The sequence below is a fragment of the Fodinibius salsisoli genome, assembly GCF_026229185.1.
In the GTDB taxonomy this organism is placed as follows: domain Bacteria; phylum Bacteroidota; class Rhodothermia; order Balneolales; family Balneolaceae; genus Fodinibius; species Fodinibius salsisoli.
In genome coordinates this window covers 171327-196449 of the sequence record NZ_JAGGJA010000004.1, presented here as the reverse complement: position 1 = coordinate 196449, position 25123 = coordinate 171327, and the positions used below count along the sequence as shown (strand labels likewise).

Here is a 25123-nt window from a genome sequence, read left to right as displayed (position 1 = left end):
AGCCTCTCCCATTCGCCCGACTTCAAGCCCAGAAGCCGGACGAAGATTATATACTCTTCGTCGTGCATCTGTATTTGATGTGCGGCGAGTGTAAAGTACGTTAAATTGCTGGGGTTGGCGTTCTAATAAACCCTGAAAGGGTTTCAAACCCTTTCAGGGTTGAAGCAAATCAATTATTGAATGAAGGCCAACTTTTGCTTAATCCGAGCGAATAGAAACCACAATATTAAAACGGATATCGTGGTCCGTACGGGCATAAATATTCGATGATTTTGGGAGCAACCGGTTGTAGGTATATTCAAGATTAGCCTGGATGGTTTGGGAAAATTGATAACCAATTATAGCCGAGCCATTAATTCGAGATTGTCCTCCAGTAAAACTGCTGGTCAAATCATACTGATCCGGATTCAAGGGTACCCCCTGCTCAAGGGCATTACCCAAATCCGAATCGAGAACATATTTCTTCTCTTCATCTTCGATATAGCTTCCATTGATGGTAAAATCTACCGCATTATCAATACGAGGAAACAGCGGTAGCTTGAACCCTCGGACCGTATATGCAAAGGTGAGTCGAAGTCCCCGCGAGAGCCGCTCGATAATGGTAGAGTTAGACAGTGCCAGGCTGGTAACTTTGCTATACTCGTACTCTACATTGGATCGAAGATCGGAATCCCACGTAATGTTGAGGCCTAATAAAGGACTAAATCGCTTTTCAATATTAATCGTATTGGCCTCGTACTCTGGCCGTCGATTTTGTACTGAAAAATCAGCCAGAGAAACCTCGGGCAACTGATCTTGATCAGCATTAAACACCCACCCCAGCCGATAAAGTCCACTGTAATTGTGTGTTAATGATGCACGAGCTATTACACCTCCCACAAAAGGAATGAAGGACTCCAACCCCGACCAGGTAATACGCCAGCCCGGCAGTGGAAAGGGGGTAAAGTTCCGTTCTCCAATGGCCCCGGTTCCAATACCCAAATAAGCCTTTCGAAAATCCCGCTGGAGGGTGTTTTTGCCCAAGACAGACCGTCCATCCTGATTTCCCGTCGAGTCAGAGATCACGTTACTCTGATCGTTAATATCCCCCAAAGCCGTTTTCAACTGACGGCGGAAGAAGGCATCGTATCCTCCTCCAAAAGCCCAGACGCTGGAGCTGATTTGTCCACTCTGAGTGCGAACGGTATTTATCTGTTCTCCGGGACTAAGCGTCATGGATTCCGTATTGGTTTTATTCCACTGGGTATTCCAGTTAAAATCTATAGTAAGGTTTTCAAATGGACGAAATTCTGCCCCGACGGATAAATCATCCGACAGATTACGATTAGAAGGCAACTGTACACTGTTATTACCCGGGTTTCGGATAAGCTGGTCACGGTCGATATGGTCAGCTAACCCTGTTCGGTATCCAAAAGCTGGTGAAAAGACCCCGCCCCCTTGGTTAAACATGTCGAAGAATTGGGGGCCACCGGCATAACCACTCTGCATAGAACTTTTCGAAATATTAAACGACACATCGAGGGATTCAATACTAAGCAGCGTATGAAGGCTTTGCTGCGCAAGGTTGGCCAACCCTCTGCCTCCGGCGGTTGTGTCAGCTGCACTTTCTTGGTTACCTCGATAATTCTGCCTCGATTCTGACAAGTTTTGGTACCATGGCATTCGCTCTAATAACTCCTGGAAATCTAAATCCAGGGACTGGCTAAGCGTTAGGTTATTGGTCAAACTGGCGCCCAACCCAGAGCCCAAGGGACTGTTTCTCCATTGGTATCCGCCGCCGTAATTGGCCGAATAATTGGCCCAGTCGATAGCCTCAATAGCATTTAGGTTAGGCTGCCATCCTGCGGTATATTCTTCCTGGTAGTTACTTCGGCGAGCTGACAGCGTATCGAAGGCCAGATCTTGCAATACATCTATACTGGAACGAACTGAAAACTGGGATGAATCGGCCAAGCCTCCTCTGTTGATGCCCGCTCTGGAAAGATCAAAGACAGACCGAGACTGAAAGCTGGTTCGAATTGAAGGAGTTAAATTGTATCCAATGCCAAATTGAGTGTCGTAGGTAAAGCTGTGGGATTGCTGCAACGGATTCTGAAGCTGTCCCTCTGTAAAACGCCGACGTTGCTCATCGTAATCACGATCAATGCCTACCGAAGCATTAATGGAGGCTGGGGTATATCCCATCTTAATGCCAGCCAATGGATGTAAAAGCGGGACTTCTCCCAGGAAACCAAATGGCCGGAATAGCGGCGTACTCCGAAAGTTGAGACTATATTGCAGGGAGCCACTGTAATTCCAGTCATCCTGTAGCGAATATTCAGGATTCCGGCGCTCGGTGGTATTATACACATAATTCAGTGTTGTTTTATCGAGCGTATATTTTGCAACCGGCGACCGTGATCGGGATTTTGTGGCATTTGAAATATTGAGCGAATAGCTTTCAACGGCTGTCTGACTCTGTCGTACCTGTCGATCAATAAGCTGCTCTTTCTGCTGGTCACTGATGTCATTGCGAGCATTGACGGCATTCTTAAAATCCTCCAGACGGACATCGCCCTGGTTCGGCAGATATCGTGGTGTCGAGTTGGATTGACGTGTTGACAGCGTAACAGGGATAGACCAACCAAATCTATTCGGTAAAAATTTATCCATATTTACCGTAGAGTTGACATCGAAGGCAAATATATCGGATATCCTTCGTTGGCCGAGCCTCGAATCTAATGCCCCAAATCCGTCGGTCTCTCGGTTCAGGTTGGCATTGATAGAAGCGAAATCGGCCAGTTGTACTTCTGCCTTTGCATTCGCCGCCCACCCCGATCGGTTATCAAAACCAGATACACGAAGTTCGTTTAGCCAAAATTCTCCATCCAGCGAAGAAATACCCCCGCCCGAAGGATCCTGCGGATCAAATGGATTGCGGATGCCCATGCCTATCTCACCTACACGATCGAGCGAAGGGTTACCCTTGATGCCAATTGCTGCTCCCGGTGGGGCCTGATCCAGGATGTCGCTTCGTTCATACAATTGCGTTACATCACTGCTCTGTTGATTTCGAAGCTGTTTAAGCTGATTGAAAGCCCGCAACAAAATATTCATACTATTTTCATTATAAAGCCATACTTCTTCAGCTTCCTGCATCAAAACCCCATTCCCAATTTCACTGGAAGGTTCCTGGCTATAGGGATAGTCTGGGTCTGAGGGTGAAATGGGTTGCCGATACTCATAATAGTTGTTGGTAAGATCCGTACCGAAGCGAACCACCAGCTCAGCATCTCCCCGATTATCATATCCTTCCCCATGCACATACATGCGTACATTCGAATAGTGAATCATATTCAGTCCACCGGGATAAACCCGTTTCATCATCTTCAGCTCGCCGGGACCCAAATTCTGTATGTTCATGGAAATAGATTGTTCATTGGCAATCGTCTGGCGCTGGCGACTTCGGTTAACCGACCGAATGGCGCCCTCTGGTTGACGGTAAGGAATCGGTCGACGCTGACTGTTTTCTTCAATATTGACCGAAGCAATATCAAGCTCGCCCTGCAGGGGCCCCTGCTCTTGATCAACATTGTCAGCGTTGCGCCATTGGCTACCAACCAGCTCAAAGGTGGCAAAACGCATGGTGAAAGGTTGTTCATAGCCCGAAAGCCACAGCCTGATGTACGATACGTTCTGGAAGTTTTCAATGCCTCCTACCTTCCGAATCCAATCTTCGAGCGGAATGCGCAACTGGTACCAACGATCTGACTGGTTAGGCCCATCCACTTTATCTACGATGTAGCTTTCCTGAGTTCCAACTTCAGTATCATTAATAGTCGCAGGATTCCAGTCAATTTCATATTGAAAATAGGCGTTGTTTTGTTCAACAATCGAGGGGGTAATGAGCCCTTCTGTGTCTGGCTGGTTAGTGACTGCTCGTTTATCCCCATCATTTGTGGGCGAGTTCCCATCATGATATCCAAACATGCGGTGGAAACGTTCGTTAAGCGACCGATTGCCTACTTCATCCTGACCATAATAGACATAGTCGTCGTTCGAAGGGTCAGCCTGTATATCCTGAAACTCGGAGCTACCACTTCCATAAGAAGCACGCATGGCATCGATAAAGTCGGAAAAGAGGACCTGTTCATTCCTGTTACCAACCCCTTCGGTATTAGGTGCTCCATCCAGTCCCACATCTTCCTGATCCCGGGTTTCGTTGGAGAACTGCCCCTCGGGTGCAGGCGGTGGAATGGGCAAATACGAACGCGGTTCATTGCTCACATTATCCTGTTGCAAATCATTAGGCCGACGAACCAGCCCATCCTCGGTATTGGTTTTAAAATTGGGTACAACATCTTCGGAGACCACTCCAACATCGATATATATTTGGCCCTCATAATCCTGTAAATCTTCGATGGTAGGAGCTCTGCCTCCCGGTAAGACAGGCTGTACCCAAAACTCCAGGAACTCAATGTTATTTTGTGTCAGATCTTCTTGCCCCGCGGGTAATGTTGTCGTCATTCCGCCCCAGGTACGTTCTGTTTCGTTCTGTAAGAGGTTACGAAGGTCATCATTATAATTGTAAGGTCCACGTTCTGTGGGATCATAATGCACATCCAGGGTTCGTATGAAATTCTCTTCGGTTAATACATCTCGGTTGGGGAATACATCTGTTACCTCTACACGCTGGGTCTCAGGCGTTCGTTGAACACCCTGCAGAATATTCTCAATATTTTGGGGTACGGTGTACCACGCAAAGGCGCTGCGCAAATCTGAACGGGCGATCTTATCCGGGATGGTGTTGGATGGATCCGTCGGTGGGTTTTCATCAAAGAAAAGTTCATCTGGCTGATAGCCGGGAATAGCGGCCGGTGCTGCAGCAAGACTCCAGCGGGATGGATTCATAAAACTGAGCCCAATGTCTGAACCTTCAAAATCATCAATAAAGGATAGCCCACGCTCCTCATCTGCGAAGAGGCGCTCCTGATCAATCGCATCATTGACTGCTGCTGTCTGGGACACATCGGGCCGCAGTTGAGCAAACTCTCCGCTCAGGGTTATGGCCGAAGGCTCTTTGGTTTGCAAGAGGGGGATACCATCAATAAGACGGGTGAGCCATGGGGCATCGAAATAGGCATTGGCATCTAAGCCAATGACTGAGTTATTGACCGGCTCGTCACCAATGCGAATTTTATCCTGCAGTGGTTTCTCCTTTAGCTTAAAATACGTGCTCCCAATGTTAATGTTATCTGCAATATTGTATTCTGCCCGCATCCCGGTAAAATTTTTCTGTCCAATTTGAGCCAGCTGATTATTCTCATACTCAATTTTTATCTGCTGTCCCTTTTGGAGATATCGATTATTCAAAATAGTGATACTTCCGATTGAATAATCAACGGCATAGTCTGTACCCTCTTGTAATTCCTGCCCGTTGGCAAATACTTTTACCGAACCATCTACCAGCGAATATCCCAGGCTATAACTGGCAGAAACAGCTCCTTTGGCCAGCCCGTCAAGTAAATAAAAATTATTTTTCGAATTTTGACTGGCATTTACCTTCCGCTCGGTATAGAGTTCATTAAAGGTTATAGCCTCAATCTCGGGTTGGGGGAGCCCTGACTGGGTCAACAGCTCTTCAATACGATCTCCGAAAGGCTGTAAGTAGGGAAAAACGATTTTACCGGTAGTCGGATTAAGTACGCTGGTGCTGAAGTCAACTTTATTGTCCGGATTGAGGGCTCCCTGCTGGTCTACACGATCAAGTCCCAAGTCCTGCATAAGGATACTGCTGCGACCCGGTAATGAGCTGCTCGGCACATTCTGCTCGGTATATTTCACATCGAGCTCCAACCCATCGGCAGTGAGATTAGTAGCTCCCAGGGAATACACATTTTTCATCATCAGGTCCCAGAGCGGGTTGCTGGTGGTCACTGTTTGGGGACGAATAAGCTTCAGGTAAATGCGGTTACCTCCGCCGGGGCTCACATCTCCAATATTTATGGTCTGACCGGTTTGGGGATCAGCATATTTGAAGGAAATAGCCAGTGCTTGTCGGGAGCCCAGGTTCCTCTTGAGCGAAATATATCCCAGGTAGCGGTTTAATTCGTAATCCACGCCTTCCTGCAGTGGAATAAAATATCCTTCGACAAAAGTAGAAGGGTCAACGGCAAAATCACCGGCAGAGACGCCCTGGGCGGGATCCCGAAACTGATTGAGCGTGGATTCCGGAAAAGCATCCTGATCTTCATCGGGCAGTTCATAGCTTCCATCCGGGTTCTGAACCACCCCCAGGTCCGCAAGTGCTATCGCCTGGCGTTCTCCTTCTACGGGCTGTGAGGTCTCACGCAATACCCACACGTTCACTTCCGTGAGCTGCAGCGCCTGCCCCAGTTGCTGAGGATTGGAGACATTATTCTCGAACTCCTGCCGCGTAAAGAAATCCATAAAAAAGTGACGGTCATCCTCATAATCGACCGGACGTATAGAAAGCTCCTTTTCCTGGGCACCCCCTGTGATGGTTTCAGTCCGCCCCTCTCCCTCCTGCTGAGAAAGGACAGAGGTTAATCGCAAGGACCCCAGCTGTACAATCGACTTTATACCAAAAAGGGCGTTCCCTCCGCGAATAAGGGAATTTCCGGTCTGCATGGAGACGTTCCCCATCTCCAGCCGTTGCAAAATTTCATCCTCATAGCCCTCATACACTACGCTTACCCGGTTCATAAAATCGAATGCCCGTTCGGTATCCCAGTCGGTCTGTATGGACAGTTTATCACCAATAGTTCCCTGGATATTAAGCTGCAGGTTTTGTTCAAAGGTGGGATCTATCTGCGTCTGTTGGTCTGGCGGAATGCTTGGGTTTTCCGTCTTTTGGATAGAAGCTCCCACATTCAAATTGGCCGTACCATTAATACTCAAGTTAACCTCGGGCTTGCCAAATATACTTGTAAAGGTGGACTCATCTCCTCCAGGCAAACCTACTTTAAGGCCCAAACCTGCGCCTTCATCCTCACGGCTTGCCCCTTCCCGCAGCAATTGGTTCCAGTTCTCTCGCATAGACTGCTGGCGATACTGGCGGGCATATTCTTCAAAATCCATGACATAGGGAAGCGCGATAGGCTCTCCATATAACCACCGCTGGCTCCGATATTGTCCCAGCGAGTCGCGCTGAATGGTTACTTCTTCTTCCGGCAGGTGGATATAAAAGAGATTGGGCTGCTGGTTGCTAAAGGGAAAGGAAATTATGGAGGGTAAGGCCAACCGTGGTAGCGTATCATTAGCGGTCGGTAACAAAACCGGCACCATGACTGAATCTGAGGATTCCTGGGCCTGTCCATGAACAGCCGATACCCCGATCAACCATAAAAATAAAAATGGAACCCAAAATATTTTCGCTTTGAATTGCACGTATAGCTATTACATATTTTTGTTGATCTGATCGGACAAATAATGGTACCTTTTTTCTATACGCTGCTCCTTATCTGTTGTGATTAGGTCTAACATTATGTTCACTCCCCGGCCATTCGCTCAAGATTTCAGTGCGCTGCCAAAATCAATCATACATAATGCTATGCTATAGAACTGAATAGCAGGCACTTACCTCGATAATAAAAGGTAATAAACTTTTTATAAGATTAATCTTTTTTGGGAAAAGTAAAAACACCTGGCCCACTACATTTAGCATAGCTTTTTTGCTGGCCCAAAATAACACATCCTGATGAACCCGTTAATAATAACGATTCATGCCCTTGGCCAAGGTAATATATCTTGATCTCTGTGAGTTTAAAATATTAACAGATAATAATAACAGTCTTCTGATAACTCTACAATTGAAGTCGTTCATGCCAACCCATGCAGATGCAGTTCTAAAAATCCTAATCGTAAAGAAGCTGGTTTTGATGCAGAAAGCGTTTTGTAAAAATCGCACAGAGATGTAATTTAAAGCTTGCTCAACGAATAATACCTATGCATTTTTTACCTAATAAGTTACAACTTGATGTACTGAAGCGTCATCTGGGACCTTTTGTATTATGTTTTATCTCCCTGATGTTCTTGCTTCTTATGCAGTTCCTTATCTTATATATTGATCTGCTGGTTGGCAAGGGACTGCCGTTTGGAGTCATTGTAGAGCTTATCATCACCAATCTTGCCTCTATGGTGGTACTGGCCATGCCTATGGCCGTATTAGTAGCCTGCCTTATGGCCTTCGGCAAGATAACAGAACTCAATGAGCTGACAGCCCTCAAAGCGGCCGGAATTAATCCCATACATATTGTCCGACCGGTGCTTATCACAGGCATTCTTCTTTCCGTATTTCTGGTTTGGTTCTCGAACGATGTGTTGCCCGATGCCAATCAGAAAGCACGATCGCTTTTTTTAGATATTCGACTTAAAAAACCGGGATTTGATTTAAAGCCTGGAGAATTCTACAAAGGCATTGACGGCTATACGTTTCTTGTACAGGATATGACCGATGAATCAGATTCGCTCCGCAATGTCACCATCTACCAACAACCGGATAATAACCGTAAGGAAGCTATTATTAAGGCCCAAGAGGGACAGCTGGAAAGTGACAGCACTGGCCAAACCATGACGCTCTTTTTGCAAGATGGTTCGATTCTACGATACCTTGATCGCCGTAAGGATGGCAGAAAAATCACCGTTCTCGAAAAAACGGCCTTCAATCGCTACCGCATTAGTTTTGATCTTTCAGAAATGGCCTTTTCCAGATCTAATCCACAAGACCGCTCCCGCAACGATCGTACGATGAATGTACAGGCAATGCAGGCAGTGGTCGATTCTCTTAATATGGAAATTGAGGATCAGAAAAACCGTATTTTAGGAATCAATAGCTACATTACTCCCCCACCCAGAGAAGATGTTGAACGCGAGCGCTATACGCGCCGTTTCCAATCAAAGCCGGATTCGTTAAAAAGCCCACCTTATGAAAGCCAATACCTGGCTCTTAATGCACTTTTTGATTCCAGATCTCAACAGCTTTCACTGCATGACCTTACCCTCTCCAAACTGAGGAGCTATCGTTCTCTGTTTGAAGACTTGGCCGTTGACACAGAATGGCGGATAAGTAAAATTGCGCGATACCTTGTAGAGATTCACAAGAAATTCTCTATTCCTTTTGCCTGCATTATCTTCGTGTTGTTAGGAGCTCCTATTGGCATGTTCACCCGAAAAGGAAACATTGGCTACGCTGCACTCATCGGTGCTGTATTTCTTACCATCTACTGGATTTCTATTATTCAGGGCGAGAAACTTGCTGATCGGCTTTTTATCGCTCCTGCAACCGGTATGTGGTTTTCAAATATTGTGCTTGGAATCATCGGTATTTACCTGATCATAAGGGTATCTACCTCATTAAAAATTTCAAACCTCTGGAAAAACCGTGATTAAAAAGTTTGACCGATATATCATCACCCGTTTGCTTGCCATCACAATTTTTGTGCTCATGGTGCTGATATTTATCTTTGTCGTCATAGACTTTTCAGAGCATAGCGAGGAGTTTACCGATCGCGGTGCCACTTTTACCCAAATTTTTGGGGTCTATTATTTAAATTATATACCGGAAATCATCCGGCTTATCGTACCTGTGGCTGTTTTTATCGCGTGCCTTTTTCTTACCGGACAGATGGCGGAACGTCTCGAAATAATAGCTCTTAAAGCAGCAGGTATTAGTCTTTATCGGTTGCTTGTTCCTTACTTGATAGTTGGTTTTATGGTTACAGGAATTATGAGTTATGTCGATGGCTTTCTGATACCAGATGCGAATGAAAAGCGGATTGCTTTTGAAGCAAAATACCTGGATGGAAAGTCGGAAAAAATGGACCGAAACCAACTATTCAGACAAGAATCGGACGATACCATCTTTAAGATTGGTTATTTTAATCCCGATGAGAAAACGGGATATCGCGTAGATGCCACTACTTTTGCCGGTGACAGCGTCTCCGAAACCATGTATATTCAGCGGATGACCTGGGTAGAAGAAGAAAAACAATGGAAACTCAAAGGAATTGACAAACGTATTTTAACACCGTTGGGGTATAAACATGTCCATGTCGATTCGATGGATACCACACTTAATATCTACCCTCGCGACCTTGCCCGGACTACTTCCGATATTTACCAGTTAACGTATCCCGAGGCACGCAACTACATCCAATCTATTGAACGCAGTGGGGCCGGCAATGTGGAATCACCCAAAGTAAAGCTTTATGGCCGGTACGCCTATCCCTTTTCGATGATTGTGGTCCTAATTGTTGGCTTCGCCCTTGCATCGGTGCGCCGGGCAGGGGGCAAAGGATTTTATATTGCAGCCGGATTTGCAGTAAGCTTCATTTACCTGGTCATGATGAAAGTAATTGAACCATTTGGCGGAACAGGAGAAATTCCTCCGCTGCTGGCGGCAATCCTGCCTCACCTCTTTTTCCTGCTTGTAGGCATCGGAGCACTCTTTAATGCCCGAAAATAATTCTTGGGACCGACCACCAGATTATAATCGGTGAGTGGTTGGGCTATCTTATCGGCTGAGAAGCGTAAGCCCCGGTCGTCCTTTACTTCCGGAGTAAAAGAGCAGACATCCCACTGAAGATCGGGCATAAAACCCAATATTAGCATCTAAATAAAATTTAACGTGGTAAGCTTTTTTCCCTATTAGCTTACAGAATAGTTGGGGGCTTCTTTTGTAATTTGTACCGAATGCGGATGACTTTCTTTGTAGGCCGCAGAAGAAATCTGTACAAATTCTGCCTGTTGAAGATCAGCTATATTGGCAGCTCCTACATATCCCATAGCTGCCCGCAGTCCACCGACCATCTGGTGTACGATTTCACTCAGGTATCCTTTATAAGGTACGCGCCCTTCAATACCTTCGGGCACCAATTTATTAATGTTATCTTCTACATCCTGGAAATAGCGATCCTTAGACCCTTTCTCCATGGCTCCGATACTGCCCATTCCACGGTAAGACTTATACTTTCGTGATTCGTATATGATTGTCTCACCCGGACTTTCATCCACTCCGGCAAACATCGATCCCATCATAACAGCATGTCCCCCGCCTGCAATAGCTTTGGGGATATCACCAGTTTGCTTAATTCCTCCATCGGCAATGAGCCCAACGCCTGCTTTATTTGCGTATTCTGCTACCTCCATCACTGCGCTAAGCTGTGGAACGCCAACGCCCGTCACTACACGGGTAGTACAAATGGACCCGGGCCCAACCCCTACTTTGATAACATCTGCCCCGGCTTCTACTAATGCTTCGGCAGCATCGCGGGTGGCGATATTGCCAGCAATAAGATCCAGGTCCGGAAAGGTTGATTTAATTTTTTTGACCATATCCAATACCCCGGACGAATGGCCGTGAGCCGTATCAACTGTAACAATATCTACCCCGGAATCAACAAGGGCTTCTACTCGTTCCATGGTATCGGCGGTGACCCCCACAGCTGCCCCAACGCGCAGACGGCCCATCTCGTCTTTACAGGCATTGGGGTAATTCATTTTCTTCTCAATATCCTTGAATGTGATGAGCCCCACCAGCTTATGATCATCATCTACGATAGGTAATTTTTCCACTTTATGCTCCTGCAGCAGCTTTTCAGCCTCTTCCAGTGTCGTCCCTTCCCGCGCTGTTACCAGATTTTCGGTAGTCATGATGGTACTCAGCTTTTTATCCACATAATGCTCAAACCGTAAATCTCGATTCGTTACGATACCGATAAGCGTCTGGTCATCCTTAATGATGGGAATGCCCCCAATTTTATGCTTCTTCATCAGCGAACGCGCCTCTCGAACCGTAGAATCCTTGCCCAGGGTAACCGGATCCACGATCATACCACTCTCACTCCTCTTGACCATACGCACCTGGTCTGCCTGATCCTGTATCGACATATTTTTATGAAGCATAGCAATGCCACCTTCCCGGGCCAGCGCAATTGCTAATCTGAACTCGGAAACGGTATCCATAGCCGCACTGATAACGGGCACGTTGAGCGTCAGGTTAGGCGTCAGGTCAACACTGGTATCTGCGTCGCGTGGCAGAGTTTGCGAATAGGCCGGCACCAACAGTACATCATCATAGGTTAGTCCTTGGCGTGTAACTTTATCGAAGGGAGAGGAATTATGCATGATTTCTGGGTCTGCAATCATTGGGATTCAGGTTTGGGCAAAGATAAAAAAAATGTGAGCGACCTGCTTAACAGAATTTCTAAAAAATTTACTGCCAGTCCAAATCACTCACATTTGCGCCTGTCGCCCAAGCTGCGCCTCCTCTCTAAATCCTTTTATTCACAGACTGCGGACTTTTAAGGCTTCAATAGCCGTTTCGAGGCTGCATACATCATCTTTGAAACATTCAACCCAATAGACGACACGCTCTCGGCGGCGAGCGACATGAGGGTCACAGCTGGAATAATGACCTTTGAGTTCTCTGACCATTGCAGTTACATCATCCTTGATTTCCATTTTTAGTGCATCCGGCAGCCCACCCCATCCCATCAGGGTAAAGATCTGCTGCAATTCTTTATGCTCTTGCTCCGCATCCTGCAACACTCTGCGAAGCACAGGTTCCATACTTTTTACTGATTGTGTATCGGCAATATTGACTGCTGTATTCATGACTGATTTCCTTTGTTTAATTAATCTTCAATTTTAAGGTAATCAGCCTGAGTGACACCTATATGTCACCCCTTTATTAAAATAAATATCTATCGTATAAATAAGCCTCCATAAAGATGGGTAAGGCGGCCCATTTTTTGGCAGTATTGTATCGAAGAATGTATATTGTCAGATAGTAGGCAGGAACTGCTATAAAACCCAACCCCTTATTGAAGCATCGACATGCTAAAGTTTTATAAAGATACCTCTGACATCTTTACCAAGCGTGTGGAACGTAAACTGGAAGAGATGGTTGTCGCTCATAAATTAATAACGGTTGATAACGCTACCTCCCTTCCACAAAAACTCAGAACATATAGCCTTCCTATCCTAACGGATGGACATGAAGTATGGAAATCGGAAGGTGAGATTGATGACTTCTTAGAAACCCTGCACCAAGATCTCCTCCTCAGCTACCGGATGCAGTCTGACAGTTGTGTTATAGATCCTGATAACCCTGATCAGTGTTTATAAAATGAGCCGACGCCTCAATTATCCATTGTCGGGATAGATCGATTTTTTGGCGGCTAAGAGCGTGTTTTTCATCAACATAGCAACTGTCATAGGACCTACTCCACCAGGAACCGGAGTAATCCAGCTGGCCTTTTCCTTAACACTTTCATAGTGGCAGTCGCCTACCAGACTGTATCCCTTTTCCTTGGTTTCATCCGCTACACGATTTATACCCACGTCTATTACAACCACTCCTTCTTTAACCATCTCTCCTTTAATGAGGTTGGGCTGGCCTGCTCCCACAACTAAAATGTCAGCAGCAATAGTATGTGCTGTGAGATCCTTGGTATATTTATGGCAAATCGTAGTGGTCGCTTTTCCTTCGGAATCTTCTTTGGAAAGCATCACGGACATGGGCCGACCCACAATATCACTCGCCCCGACGACAACCGCATGCTTCCCTTTGGTTGGAATACTGTAATACTTGAAAAGCTCAAAAATACCTGCAGGGGTACAGGAACGAAAACTGGGTTGGCCAACAGTAAGCCGGCCTACATTCATCGGATGGAATCCATCAATATCTTTGCGGTGATCAATGGCTTCGATAACATCCTTGGAAGAAAGATGAGACGGCAACGGCAACTGAACCAATAACCCATCTACCGAATCATCCTGATTATACTTATAAATTGTTTTTTTAAGCTCTTTGGCCGAAATAGTATCCGGCAACCGGTGGGTATCGGTTTCAATACCCACTTCTTTGCAGGCCCGGGTTTTGGCCCCTACATAAACATTGGAAGCGGGATCATTACCGACCAATATAACCTGAAGAAAGGGTGGTGCATGGCCACCAGCGACCCAATCTTCGACATCCTGGCGAACTTCATCTCTGGTTATTGCTGCTACTTTTCTACCGTCAATAATTTTTGCGGACATCGTATTTGTAGTGATTCTTGAGTGGTGAGTTATAAGAAGTTCTGATTAGCCTGCCGAAATCGGGAATCGAATATTTATCGTTCGATATCGTATTTTTTCATCTTATTATACATATGGCTTCGCTGAATATCGATTGCTTCGGCTGTCTGTGAAATATTCCAGTCGTTTTCTTCGAGCTTGCGGAGCAAAAATAATCGTTCTGCAGATTCTTTAAAACCTTGAAATGTATCGTTTGTATCGAGTAAGCTATCAACACCGCCAGACTTTCTGCTTCCAGTGAGTGTCAAACCCGAGACATCGTCTTGGTTAATGGTGGAATCTTCGGCCAATAACCCCAGCCTTTCTACGGCATTTTGAAGCTCTCGTACATTACCGGACCATTGCTTCTCCTGAAGTGCCTTCAAAGCTTCATCCGTAAAATTAATGCCTGAAAACATGATATCGTTTTCTGCTAACTGTCTGAGTGAATTTTGCGCCAAAGCCGGTATATCTTCACGGCGTTCGCGCAACGGGGGCACATGGATAGGGATCACATTGAGCCGGTGGTATAGGTCTTCCCGAAATTCACCGGTTTCGATCCCATCCAATAAATCTTTATTCGTTGCTGCAATGACGCGGACATCAACCGATATCTTTTCTGTGCCGCCTACGCGGACTATCGCATTTTCCTGCAGCGCTCTCAACACTTTGGCCTGCGCCTCGGCACTCATATCTCCAATCTCGTCGAGAAAAAGGGTCCCGCCGTCAGCCTGTTCAAACTTACCAATACGTTGGCTACTTGCACCCGTAAAAGCCCCTTTTTCATGGCCAAAAAGTTCACTTTCAAGCAAATCTTTCGGTATGGCGGCACAGTTAACTTCTACAAATGTATTCTCACTTCGTTGACTTTTCTCATGGATCCACCGGGCAACCAATTCTTTTCCCGTACCATTTTCGCCCGTCACCATCACTCTTGAGTTTGTGCGAGCAACTTTGTCAATGGTATTCTTTATTTTTTGAATAGAACTGCTCTCACCGATAATCTCCGGTACCTTGGGCAGGCGTGATCGTATGGTCCTGTTTTCTTCCGATAACCACCGTTGGTCCAACGCATTCCGGACGCTCACCAGCAACCTGTTGAGGTCTGGCGGTTTTTGAATAAAGTCGAAGGCTCCTTTTTTGGTTGCTTCGACCGCAACCTCAATATTTCCATGTCCCGAGATCATGATAACCGGAAAATGGTAGCCCTTGTCCTTCAGCTTGGTTAGAATTTCCATCCCGTCCATGCCCTTCATCTTGATATCAAGAAGCATCAGATCAAAGGACTGCTCAGTTAATAAGTCAAAAACCTGCTTGCCATTTTCAGCCTCGCGCACCTCATAATCTTCAAATTCGAGAATCTCGCGAAGAGTATTGCGGATGCTTTTCTCATCATCCGTTACCAATATTTTCGGCTTCTGTTTACTCATCAGTTGCTAATACTTATGATAAATTTTCTGAACTATTTCTTCCTGAATGCTATCAATATAGGAAGTGGATTCAGTATAATTATTGGTTATAACGCTAACTACAAGAGGTTGACCGGATGCGGCCTCCAAATATCCGCTTAAAGCCCGAACACCTGAGATATAACCGGATTTTCCGTAAAGTCGACCCTCAACCGGCGTATTGTTGAAACGGTGCTCTAAGGTACCATCTTTGCCGGCTATCGCAAGACTGTTTTTATATGCCTTAAAATAGGGGTTAGAACGCATTTTCACCATCATTTTACTTAATCCTTCGATCTTCAGTAATGTTGAGGAAGCCAAGCCCGAACCATCACTAAGTACTAAATCATCTTCGTTCATATCCATACTTTCCGCAAAGCTCTCGATCAAACTAACTCCCAGTTCGGTGCTTCCGGGCGTATCATAATGCTCAGCAGCGGCTGTTTTCAATAACATTTCAGCGTAAAAGTTATTACTCTCCTTATTCATCGGTTCCAACAACTTATGAAGGGAGACCGATTGATGCTCCTTCAACACTTTATATCGGCTTTCCTTCCAGTTTCGGGAATTACTTTCAACCACGATCGGTTCCGTTAACTTAATTCCACCTTGTTCCAGATACTTTTTAAAGGTATCTACAAAAAAGCGGGGAGCATCCAGAATAGACAACGATTCTTTTTCCACATAATTTTGTGGAAGACTGCTACGTAACAAGATGGTATTAGTGCCCATTATCCGTCGATATGATTCATCATATTCAGAATTGGAAGGCGTTATAATCTGCTCATTTACAAAATCTACATAATCGGTATCAAAGGGGAACCATTCTATATCGGGTTTTTCGCCAATGCGATTCTTCGCATAGACCCGAAGATCAACTGCATTTTCATTAAATGAAAGAGCGTTAACCTCTACTCCATAATAGAATGAGAGATCATCCCAGCTCCACCCTTTGGGATACACCTGTTGGTCGAAATAAGAATCATTGCCAATAAGTGAGCCGTCAATCTGTTTGATTCCCAATGAATCTAAGGCCTGGTAGAACTTTTCAAAGACATGGAAACGGTCTTTATGGTAAAATGTTCCACTAATCGATGGATCTCCACTGCCGCGAATAATAATATCGCCTTTCCAAACATTGCCAGCCTGTATTCCCACCCCATAAAGCTTGGTGTGATATGTAAAATTCGGTTCCAGCTCATTAAGAATCATGGCTGAAGTTAATAGCTTAAGATTAGAGGCCGGCCGAACATTTTTATCAAAATTATATCCGTCTAAAATATTTCCGGTTGAATCTCGCACTATTACCGACCAAAACGCATCATGGGCCTTGCTGTTCTCGATGGTTTGAACAATTTCCGGAGAAAAAATAATGTTCTGTCCCTTTACGTCGACGCCCCCTGCCGACCATAACACACACGTAGCCCAAGCTATACAAATAGACTTTCTGGCAAACATTTATAAGATGATTTGTTAAGGTTTAGTCACCTGCTCAATGATACTTGCTCTTCATTTTTGAACTGCTCTATAATCTCTTCTGATGTAGTACACTCCCGCAATCGTTTCCGGAAGTCACTGTTATTCATTAACCTTGAAATACGACTTAACATCTTGATATGCAAACTGTTACTCGACTGTGGGCCTACCAACAGGAAAACCATATTAACCGGCTTATGATCAATAGCCTCATAATCGACCGGTTCCTTTAAGACCGCAAATGCAGCATAGGTCTGCTCCACTGCTGCAGTTTTACCATGCGGTATAGCCAGCCCTTTTCCAACACCTGTAGACATAATTTCTTCTCGCTCAATGACCGCCTTTAAAATCTTCTCAGATGCTTCTTCTGATACTTTACCCTCCAATGCCGCAACCAATCGGTGTAATATTTCAGTCTTGTCTTTTACATCCAGGTTAGGCAAAACAGTTTGAGATTCCAACAAGCTGAAGATATTCATACGGAAAAATGACTAATGGTTTATCTATTTCATATGCTGTTCAAATATACTCATCGTTTAGCTTCTGATACAACTCCATTACCCCGCTAATCTACATTTTTTTATCTTTCTTAAAATGGCAATGCCCTTAATACTTCTCCACAAATTTTGTAAACTCCCTTGATGCATTTATTCAATGGAATTATCGCGATACTTACGAAAGATATACAAACGGAGCTGCGCTCTCGGTATGCCTTTAATACGGTTCTGGCCTTTGTAGGAGCCGCTCTGCTGCTCATACTTTTTGCTCTCAGGGCCAAAGAACTGCCGCCCGCTCCCCAAAGTGGGTTAGTCTGGATTGTGATACTCTTTGCCGCCTTATCCAGCCTCTCGCGCTCATTTGTGATGGAAACTGATAAACGAACCTATAATCTGTTGCGTTTACACAGCCGTGCGGCTCATGTTTTTCTGGGAAAGCTGTGCTTCAATTATCTTTTTACGTTAACAGTTAATCTTGCCACGTTTATAGGATATATTTTTCTGTTGGGAATTTCTATTGCCGATGCAGGTGCCTTTTTAATAATTTTACTGCTGGGCACAGCAGGGCTTTCAAGCGTGGCTACCATGCTCGGCGCCATCGTCTCTCAAGCCGATCGCAAAGGAGCCATCTTTTCGGTGCTGAGCATTCCGTTGCTGTTTCCTCTTATTCTGATCTTGGTGCAGTTAACCAAAGCAGCCCTTCTTAATGACTTTTCCGAAAATTATCTCAACGACTGTTGGGCTTTAGTGGGCTACGTAGGGACAACTATAACAGCAGGCATTTTACTTTTTGACTATATTTGGGAAGAATAATTATGACAGCATTTAACAACCTCTCATTTAATTTCGGAGATCAACGACTGGTCGGTCAACAATTTGCCCGCGAGCAGATTGAACGCATTATACAATCGGGCCGTATTAGTCACGCCTATCTTTTTTCCGGACCTCCGGGTATCGGGAAAAAAGCGTTTGCCCTGGCTTTTGCTGAACTAATCAATGGGGTCGATAACCTGACCCAGTTGGGGGCACAGGCGTTTTCTAAAAAGTCGTCTTGGTTTTCACATCCGGATATCCACCTTTTTTTGCCCGTTCCCACAAGTGCCATACGCAACAAAAATGTCGAAAAAGAACTACGGCCCAGGCTCGAGATGCTTCGTGATGATCCTTATGAAGTGGTAGACTTTAGTCAGCGTCCCTCACTTACGGACGATGATAGTTCCAAAAACCTGCAGGCCTTTTATCCGATTAAGTATTTTCGGGAATATATTCGGAAGGCTGCTCGCTACAAACCGAATGAAGGCCGCAAAAATATTATTGTACTTACAGGTATAGAGCACATGCGCAAAGAGGCCGCTAACTCTTTCTTGAAACTGCTGGAGGAACCTTCTGAAGACTTAATCTTTTTGCTTACGACCAGCCACTCTGAGGCCTTATTGCCCACTATCATTTCGCGTTGCCAGCACATCCAGTTGTCGACTCTTAAAACACAAGAAATTGAGCAGGCCTTGATAGAGCATGACGAGCTTGCCAAAGACGATGCCAGCTATCTTGCCCGGGTATCTGGGGGAAATTATACGATGACCCGCTTTTTTGATGCCAAGCAACTCAAAAGTTTGCGTCAGGAAGTGATCGATTACCTCCGGGCCTCCTACGTACAGGATGCTGTACAAATCACGGAAAACGCGCAGAATTGGCAGAAAAATCAAAACATTGAAGGCCAGATTGCCATCCTGAATGTGCTGGAAGTTTTTCTCAGAGATCTTCTGGTCTATCGCTCCACAGAAAATGCTACCCTGGTGACCAATGCTGACCAGCTGGATGTAATTCAAAAATTCTGTAAGACGTTAGAAGGGGCCCGCCTGGAAGCGATGATAGAAGAAATTAATAAATGTAAACCCATGTTGTATCAAAATGTACAGGGCAAACTCGTTTTTACAGCGCTGGCCCTGCGTTTCTCTAACTTAATGCGCGACCTTGACCCTGAAATAGCTGATAACGAGCCCTTTAAACATTTACCCGCTTTCTCTGAATGATTATGGATAACAAGACCAACATCCCATTTACTAAAATGCAGGGAGCCGGCAACGACTTTGTGGTCATTGATAACCGTAAAGGACACTTTAGCAAGCAAGAGTTGATTGCTAAAACCCCCAACCTTTGTGATCGCCGATTTGGTATCGGTGCCGATGGACTTCTGGTTCTATTGCCTGCCGAGCATAATCAGGCCGATTACACCATGTTTTATCGTAATGCCGACGGCAGCGATGCCGGCATGTGCGGCAACGGGGCACGCTGTTTATCACTCTTTGCGCATGAAGCTGGCTTTCCCCGAGAACATATCTTCAATGTTCATGATGTATTGTATGAAGCCAGCATCCAGGATAAAAACAGTGTCCAAATCTCATTTCCCGTCAAAACCTCAATTGAGGAAGTAACCATCGAAGGGCAACAGATTTTGGTTCTCCACACGGGTACCGAGCATATTGTTCTCCAGAGTGATGCCGAACATCTGGAGAAGGAAGATCGGCTATGTGAGCAAGGATCTGAGCTCCGCTATCACTCCCATTTTGAGCCCAAGGGGACTAACGTGAATTTTATCAATGGTAAAGATGAAACGACCGTTCAGCTCCAGACGTACGAACGGGGCGTTGAGGATTTAACCCTTGCCTGTGGAACCGGGGCCATTGCTTCTGCCCTGGCCTGGCATTACTGGCAAAACGAAATGGACACCGACTATTCTTTTGATGTTTTGACGAAAGGAGGCAAACTCCAGGTCGACTTTTCTTTTGATCCGCAGACAAAGACATATTCTAACCTCAAACTCGAGGGACCTGCTCATTTTGTCTTTAAAGGTTCGTATCCTGGATAATATCTTTTGGCTATCTATGTTACTGGTCTGTTTAGCCAGCTGTTCCTCTCTCGAATCTACCTCCGGATCTCCCCAGGGGCAAAGTAGTCTCTATAGTCAGCTGCCATTTGCATTAGCTGAACAGAAATCGCCTCCCAGAGAGATTCAGGCCATCCAACTTTATCCCAAAGAACAACCAGGAAAGCCCCCAATCATTACCCTTGGCAGCAATAACCAGCTCACCCTCTCCTTTGATTATTTAAGCCAACAAAGTCGACAATTCCGCATTGAAATCTCCCATCGGAGCCGTGACTGGAAAGAAAGCAGTATCCCTATCTCCACCTACATGGACAGCTTTTTCCAGACCTACATCCAAAAATCACAACAAAGTACGGCCAATGACCCCACGTACCAGCATGTAGAATACCACTTTCCCAACGATAATTTACGCCCCATAGTAAGTGGTAACTACCTAATTGAAGTTTATAGTTACCGGGACGATCAGCTTCTATTTTCAATGCCTTTTTTTATAAGTGAAAATAAGGGGGCGCTCCAAACAAGAGCAGAGACTCTTTTTGCTCAACGCAGCGATGGTCGCTCAATTAACCAGCTCTTCAGCACCTACCGCTACCCTTCAATGGTAGAATTTCCACAGTTCGATTTGTCTGTCTCTTATGTACAAAATCAATTTTGGGGGCGCATGAGAGCTGCCGACTTCTTAAATACCTCAACTCCGGGACAGTTAACCGCAGAACTCAACCGTGATAATACCTTTGTATCAGATTATCCCTTTCAGCTCCTTAACCTAGAAAGTTTTACTCTGGATGGCCGCCAGGTATTGGAGTTTCAACCCGAGACGATACCTCCAACCGTTACCCTGCGCAGAGATGTTCAAGGTCTAAGCACTAAGCCTCCATTATTACCTGGCGAAGACATTGGCTTTGCATTACATAATAGAAGCAGCCGATATGCAATGGTGCATTTTTCTCTGGAAACGAGTCGGGAGATCGCACCCACAGATGATATCTATATCATAGGCGATTTTAACAACTGGATGCTCTCTGATTTCAACAAAATGCAGTTTAACCCTGATAATAGACTTTGGGAAGGCAAAGCCCTTATTAAACAGGGGAAATATGGCTATATATATGTTTTGGAGCAGGAAAGTTCGATCAAAATCCTCAACCTTGATCCAAACTTTTTCACCAGACAGCAGGAATACTTAACGTTCGTCTATTTTAAAGATCCAGACCAAAACTTTGACAGATTGCTCAAAGTTCATCGCGCTTTGAAACCATAGCCGGGACGATTACAAATGGAATTGCTATATATAGCAAACAAAATCCCCGGCACTTTAAAAGTACCGGGGAAATAATAAATTCTATACTAAGCTAAATTTTGTTTTAGAAATCAATTCCGATAGAAATATAGTGAATTGGATCTCCTTCGAAGCCATCACGATAGTAAGGCCAACCTACATCATATCGCAGTGGAAATCCAAACAGGATAGTACGCAGGCCAAAACCGGCCCCCATCAGGATATCTCCATCTTTAACTTCAATAGAAGCTGTTCCTCCGTCGGTCTGGAAAGTCCGTTCTACAGGTTGACTCACTCTGAAATCAAGCTCACTGTCATTTAATACGATGGACTGATTGCTTTGACTTCCTTGAAACAACACATCTTGTCCCCACGCCATACCGGCGTCAAAGAATGCGACCCCGGTTAAATTATATAGCGGCAAAATAGGGATAGGCCCGGGTAAGATTGCTGCAAAAAGCGGGAATCGAAATTCGGCATTCACCAAGCTAAATTTATCTCCATACATGGTATTGTACGGATGTCCCCGTAGCGGGATGGCTGGTGTAGTAAAGAAAGTATCACCTAACCGATCCAATGGAAGAGAATTACCCGCCCATTTCTGGTTAATCCAGCCCAGCATGCCCCCCATAAAGTAGGTTTGTGAATCTCGCCCATAAGACGCCGCCCCCGATCCACGCAGAGCAACTGAGTAGCGACCGTTTGCACCTAAATTAAAGTATTTGCGATAATCAGCCAGCACCGATGCGAATTGCGGTGTCGCTGATGTTATAGGCGGACTGGCTGTGAGGCTTATCGAATACCGAGAGCCGGAAACTGGAGTTATATATCCCTGTAACGTTCGGTCACTGGTATAGGTTATCTGCGGATACAAAAAGCTGGAGGTCTCATTTTCAGTCCGATCAGAAAATGCTACAGAGTAATCCTGCGCTAATCCAATAGCTGAAAGTCCTACATCCACACGCCGAAACTTGTCGATAGGATACTGCAGGTTAATAGCGCCACCGTACGAACGGAAGCGATAGAGTTGCCCAGAGAAATCCTGGTAGCTGCTGGAGTTATGGAAAAAATTAAACAGCCAGTTGGTTCGGTTCTCCAGGTAGGCATACTGTAAGAAGTAGCTGCTGTTACGCAGGTCAAAGTTCAGGTTACTTCCAAAGGAGATCTGGTGATTCCCCAACAAGTCACTGAATACGATTTGAGTCAACCCATAGGTGCCATAATAAGTTGAAAAGCTACCGCCGGCATACACTAGGTCGGTGGTAAATTTGAGCCGGTAATCCTTGGGAACATAGCGGCCATCGTTCGTGCGGTTGCCTTCCAGATCAAACTTTGACTTATCGAGGTATTTGGCTGCAAAAACAGAGTCATCTTCGACGGAAGAGTCGAATACATAGTTACGGAAATCGATATTATCAGAATTGGTGCCCTCTTCATCTGAAGTATCTGCCTGTGCATCAGCTATTTGATCATCCATTGAAGTATTGGATTCTGTAGCACTTACCGTATCGACAATAGCTTCTTTGGGCTCTCGCTGGACTACTTGGTCGGCAACAGCTTCTGAAAGACTGGTTGAATCAAGGGCTGAAGTGGTAAGCATCTGACGCACATACATGGTGGCCGGCACACGTTCGGCTTCCGTTTCCTGGGCACGGCGTTGAGCCCACTGGTTGGGTTCAAGAGGCTGATCTTTTTTTCGAGACAGCGGTGAGCGAACCATGTAGATATCCAACGCCCCCTCATTAACGGTATTTACCGCCAGACGGCTGCCATCAGCGCTAACGGACATTTGCTGAATACCGGTCTGCAGATCCGTCAATGCGGCTGTAGTCCGATCACTTAAATTCATCTGATATACATTTGGAATACCGTTTTCATCGGAAATAAAAAAGAGTTTTCCATCCTGGGTTGTTACCGGCTGCTTTTCATTCCACTTGGGAGTCTTCGTTAGCCGCTGCGCCCGAGAAGAACCAATAGTAACGGCATAAATATCGGTGCTATACAGGTCATCATCTATTAAAAGACGAGCCGTATTTTTGACGTTGTTCAAGCTTACTTCATCTCCCCTGCTCGATACAAAATAGAGCGTTTCTGAATCACTGCCCCAGGCTGGCTGATAATCAGAGATTACATCGTTTGTCACATTGTTGAAATCCTGTGTTTGCAAGTTGTAAACATAAATATCCTGAAACGGCCCGATATTTCCATCAAAGGCAATTTTATCGCCGTCCGGCGACCATGAAACAGAGCCGATGGCATCCAGCTTGGGAAACTTTATCATCTGTACTTTACCGGTATTATAATCGACAATGGCCAGATTATCGTCCCCTTTTGATTTTGCCGAAAGAGCAATTTTCTGACCGTCCGGCGACCAGGTTAAATTCGGGTTTAAAATATTCAGTTCCTCAAAATTAAGGTCATCTTCTCCCTTAATAACAGTTTTTAACTTTTCACCCGTCAGCGCGCTGATAACCACTACATCAAAATAGCCACGCTCGTTGGTGATCATCGCAATTTTATCTCCTTGTGGAGATACGGCCGGGCTGGTATTGTAGGTACCGAATTTGCCTCGCTCGGTTATTAATTCACCAAAGTCGTCAATATTTTCCCTATTTGCGACTTCCGGCAGATATCGTTTGCGATAAAAGTCGCGCCACTGTTCGGATAACTCTTCAACCGTGTAGCCCGTGGTACGGGTAAAAGCGCGTTCCACACTCCGCTGATTTTTCATCGTCTGGATAATCTCGGTAATTTTCTGGCGTCCGTATTCTTCAGCAATGAAGTTCCAGACCGACTGTCCTCCGCGATAAGCGAAATAACCTCCCAATCGTGGAATCGGCGGTAAATAGTCATTAATTATGGCGTCCCGAATCCACATATCCGTGTTGGTATCCCATCCGATGGAGGTAAATTCAGCCATTCCCTCGTTAAACCAGAGGGGGATTTGCAGCGCGTTCCCACTAAGGCGCGACTGGACCGTCCCTCCGTAAAACATATCGTTGATTACGGCATGTTCCAGCTCGTGGTGAAGTGTGCTCCGGAATTCTGTAAAGTTACCATTAAACGGCATGGTGATACGATTTTTATAGGCATCCGTAACTCCACCAATTCCTTCAGCATCAACAGGCAGAGGCACCACGTTGGTTTGGGAGAAATCATTATGGGAATCGTAGATGATCACCTGGATACGATCGGCAATCTGATGATCAAAATCTTCATGAAGCTGCTGAAGTGCAGCCTCTAAAGAGGTAGCCGTAAAATTGGCCAGGTCATAGTTTTGAGAGGTGTAATAGTACACATCAAAATGCTCTGACTGTATATATCTCCAGTCAAAGTTATCATACTGGACTCTGTTTTTGCCGAACGAAAAATATTGGGCGTTGACCTCTCCAGCCAAACCCGCAATAAGTGCTATCAAAAAGAGCCCTGCGAATAACCTGCGTACAGATTGTGATTTATCCATAATGAATGTCCT

Annotated in this window: 15 protein-coding genes; 7 read left to right on the top strand and 8 right to left on the bottom strand. The window is 45.3% G+C overall.

Annotation, left to right across the window (positions count from 1 at the left end; translation table 11 throughout):
* Nucleotides 1-198: 198 nt before the first annotated feature.
* Complete coding sequence (gene sov, locus J6I44_RS07380; protein ID WP_265765402.1) at nt 199-7389, bottom strand: T9SS outer membrane translocon Sov/SprA; 7191 nt, start codon at nt 7387-7389, stop codon at nt 199-201.
* Nucleotides 7390-7947: 558 nt separating this feature from the next.
* On the opposite strand from sov, the gene J6I44_RS07375 reads away from it, so the two are divergent.
* A complete protein-coding gene (locus tag J6I44_RS07375) occupies nt 7948-9390 on the top strand; it encodes an LptF/LptG family permease (RefSeq protein WP_265765401.1) in 1443 nt (480 codons plus the stop codon).
* Nucleotides 9383-10465 (top strand): LptF/LptG family permease, encoded by a 1083-nt coding sequence (locus J6I44_RS07370; RefSeq protein ID WP_265765400.1) that lies wholly within the window; start codon nt 9383-9385, stop codon nt 10463-10465. Before J6I44_RS07375 ends, J6I44_RS07370 begins: the two co-directional genes overlap by 8 nt.
* 182 nt (nt 10466-10647) lie before the next feature.
* Here J6I44_RS07370 and guaB read toward each other — a convergent pair whose 3' ends face one another.
* Both guaB and J6I44_RS07360 read right to left on the bottom strand, forming a co-directional pair.
* Nucleotides 10648-12147, bottom strand: coding sequence for an IMP dehydrogenase (gene guaB, locus J6I44_RS07365; protein ID WP_286670490.1), 1500 nt, complete (start codon nt 12145-12147; stop codon nt 10648-10650).
* Between the two features lie 138 nt (nt 12148-12285).
* The gene (locus tag J6I44_RS07360) at nt 12286-12615 is read right to left on the bottom strand and encodes a hypothetical protein (protein WP_265765399.1); all 330 of its coding nucleotides are present in this window, start codon (nt 12613-12615) and stop codon (nt 12286-12288) included.
* A gap of 222 nt (nt 12616-12837) precedes the next feature.
* Here J6I44_RS07360 and J6I44_RS07355 point away from each other — a divergent pair, with 222 nt between their 5' ends.
* Nucleotides 12838-13128 carry a hypothetical protein gene (locus J6I44_RS07355; protein ID WP_265765398.1) on the top strand — a complete coding sequence of 97 codons (291 nt, stop codon included), beginning with the start codon at nt 12838-12840 and terminating at the stop codon, nt 13126-13128.
* 18 nt (nt 13129-13146) lie between these two features.
* Here the strand turns inward: J6I44_RS07355 and folD are convergent, their stop codons facing one another.
* The 4 genes from folD to J6I44_RS07335 form a co-directional block, all read right to left on the bottom strand.
* A complete protein-coding gene (gene folD, locus J6I44_RS07350; protein ID WP_265765397.1) occupies nt 13147-14043 on the bottom strand; it encodes a bifunctional methylenetetrahydrofolate dehydrogenase/methenyltetrahydrofolate cyclohydrolase FolD in 897 nt (298 codons plus the stop codon).
* 74 nt (nt 14044-14117) lie between these two features.
* Nucleotides 14118-15491, bottom strand: coding sequence for a sigma-54-dependent transcriptional regulator (locus J6I44_RS07345; RefSeq protein ID WP_265765396.1), 1374 nt, complete (start codon nt 15489-15491; stop codon nt 14118-14120).
* Nucleotides 15492-15497: 6 nt separating this feature from the next.
* Nucleotides 15498-16967 carry a D-alanyl-D-alanine carboxypeptidase/D-alanyl-D-alanine endopeptidase gene (gene dacB / locus J6I44_RS07340; RefSeq protein WP_265765395.1) on the bottom strand — a complete coding sequence of 490 codons (1470 nt, stop codon included), beginning with the start codon at nt 16965-16967 and terminating at the stop codon, nt 15498-15500.
* Between the two features lie 26 nt (nt 16968-16993).
* Nucleotides 16994-17464 carry a PTS sugar transporter subunit IIA gene (locus J6I44_RS07335; protein WP_265765394.1) on the bottom strand — a complete coding sequence of 157 codons (471 nt, stop codon included), beginning with the start codon at nt 17462-17464 and terminating at the stop codon, nt 16994-16996.
* Nucleotides 17465-17626: 162 nt separating this feature from the next.
* Here J6I44_RS07335 and J6I44_RS07330 point away from each other — a divergent pair, with 162 nt between their 5' ends.
* The 4 genes from J6I44_RS07330 to J6I44_RS07315 are packed head-to-tail and all read left to right on the top strand — an operon-like array spanning nt 17627 to nt 21630.
* Nucleotides 17627-18295 carry a heme exporter protein CcmB gene (locus J6I44_RS07330; protein ID WP_265765393.1) on the top strand — a complete coding sequence of 223 codons (669 nt, stop codon included), beginning with the start codon at nt 17627-17629 and terminating at the stop codon, nt 18293-18295.
* 2 nt (nt 18296-18297) lie between these two features.
* Complete coding sequence (locus J6I44_RS07325) at nt 18298-19515, top strand: DNA polymerase III subunit (RefSeq protein ID WP_265765392.1); 1218 nt, start codon at nt 18298-18300, stop codon at nt 19513-19515.
* Nucleotides 19516-19517: 2 nt separating this feature from the next.
* Nucleotides 19518-20351: a diaminopimelate epimerase gene (gene dapF, locus J6I44_RS07320; protein ID WP_265765391.1), complete on the top strand. Its 834-nt coding sequence runs from the start codon at nt 19518-19520 to the stop codon at nt 20349-20351.
* Complete coding sequence (locus J6I44_RS07315; protein ID WP_265765390.1) at nt 20323-21630, top strand: type IX secretion system plug protein; 1308 nt, start codon at nt 20323-20325, stop codon at nt 21628-21630. The genes dapF and J6I44_RS07315 overlap by 29 nt, the downstream gene beginning before the upstream one ends.
* Nucleotides 21631-21733: 103 nt before the next feature.
* On the opposite strand, the gene J6I44_RS07310 is transcribed toward J6I44_RS07315, so the two are convergent.
* Nucleotides 21734-25111 (bottom strand): peptidase MA family metallohydrolase, encoded by a 3378-nt coding sequence (locus J6I44_RS07310; RefSeq protein WP_265765389.1) that lies wholly within the window; start codon nt 25109-25111, stop codon nt 21734-21736.
* Nucleotides 25112-25123 lie beyond the last annotated feature (12 nt).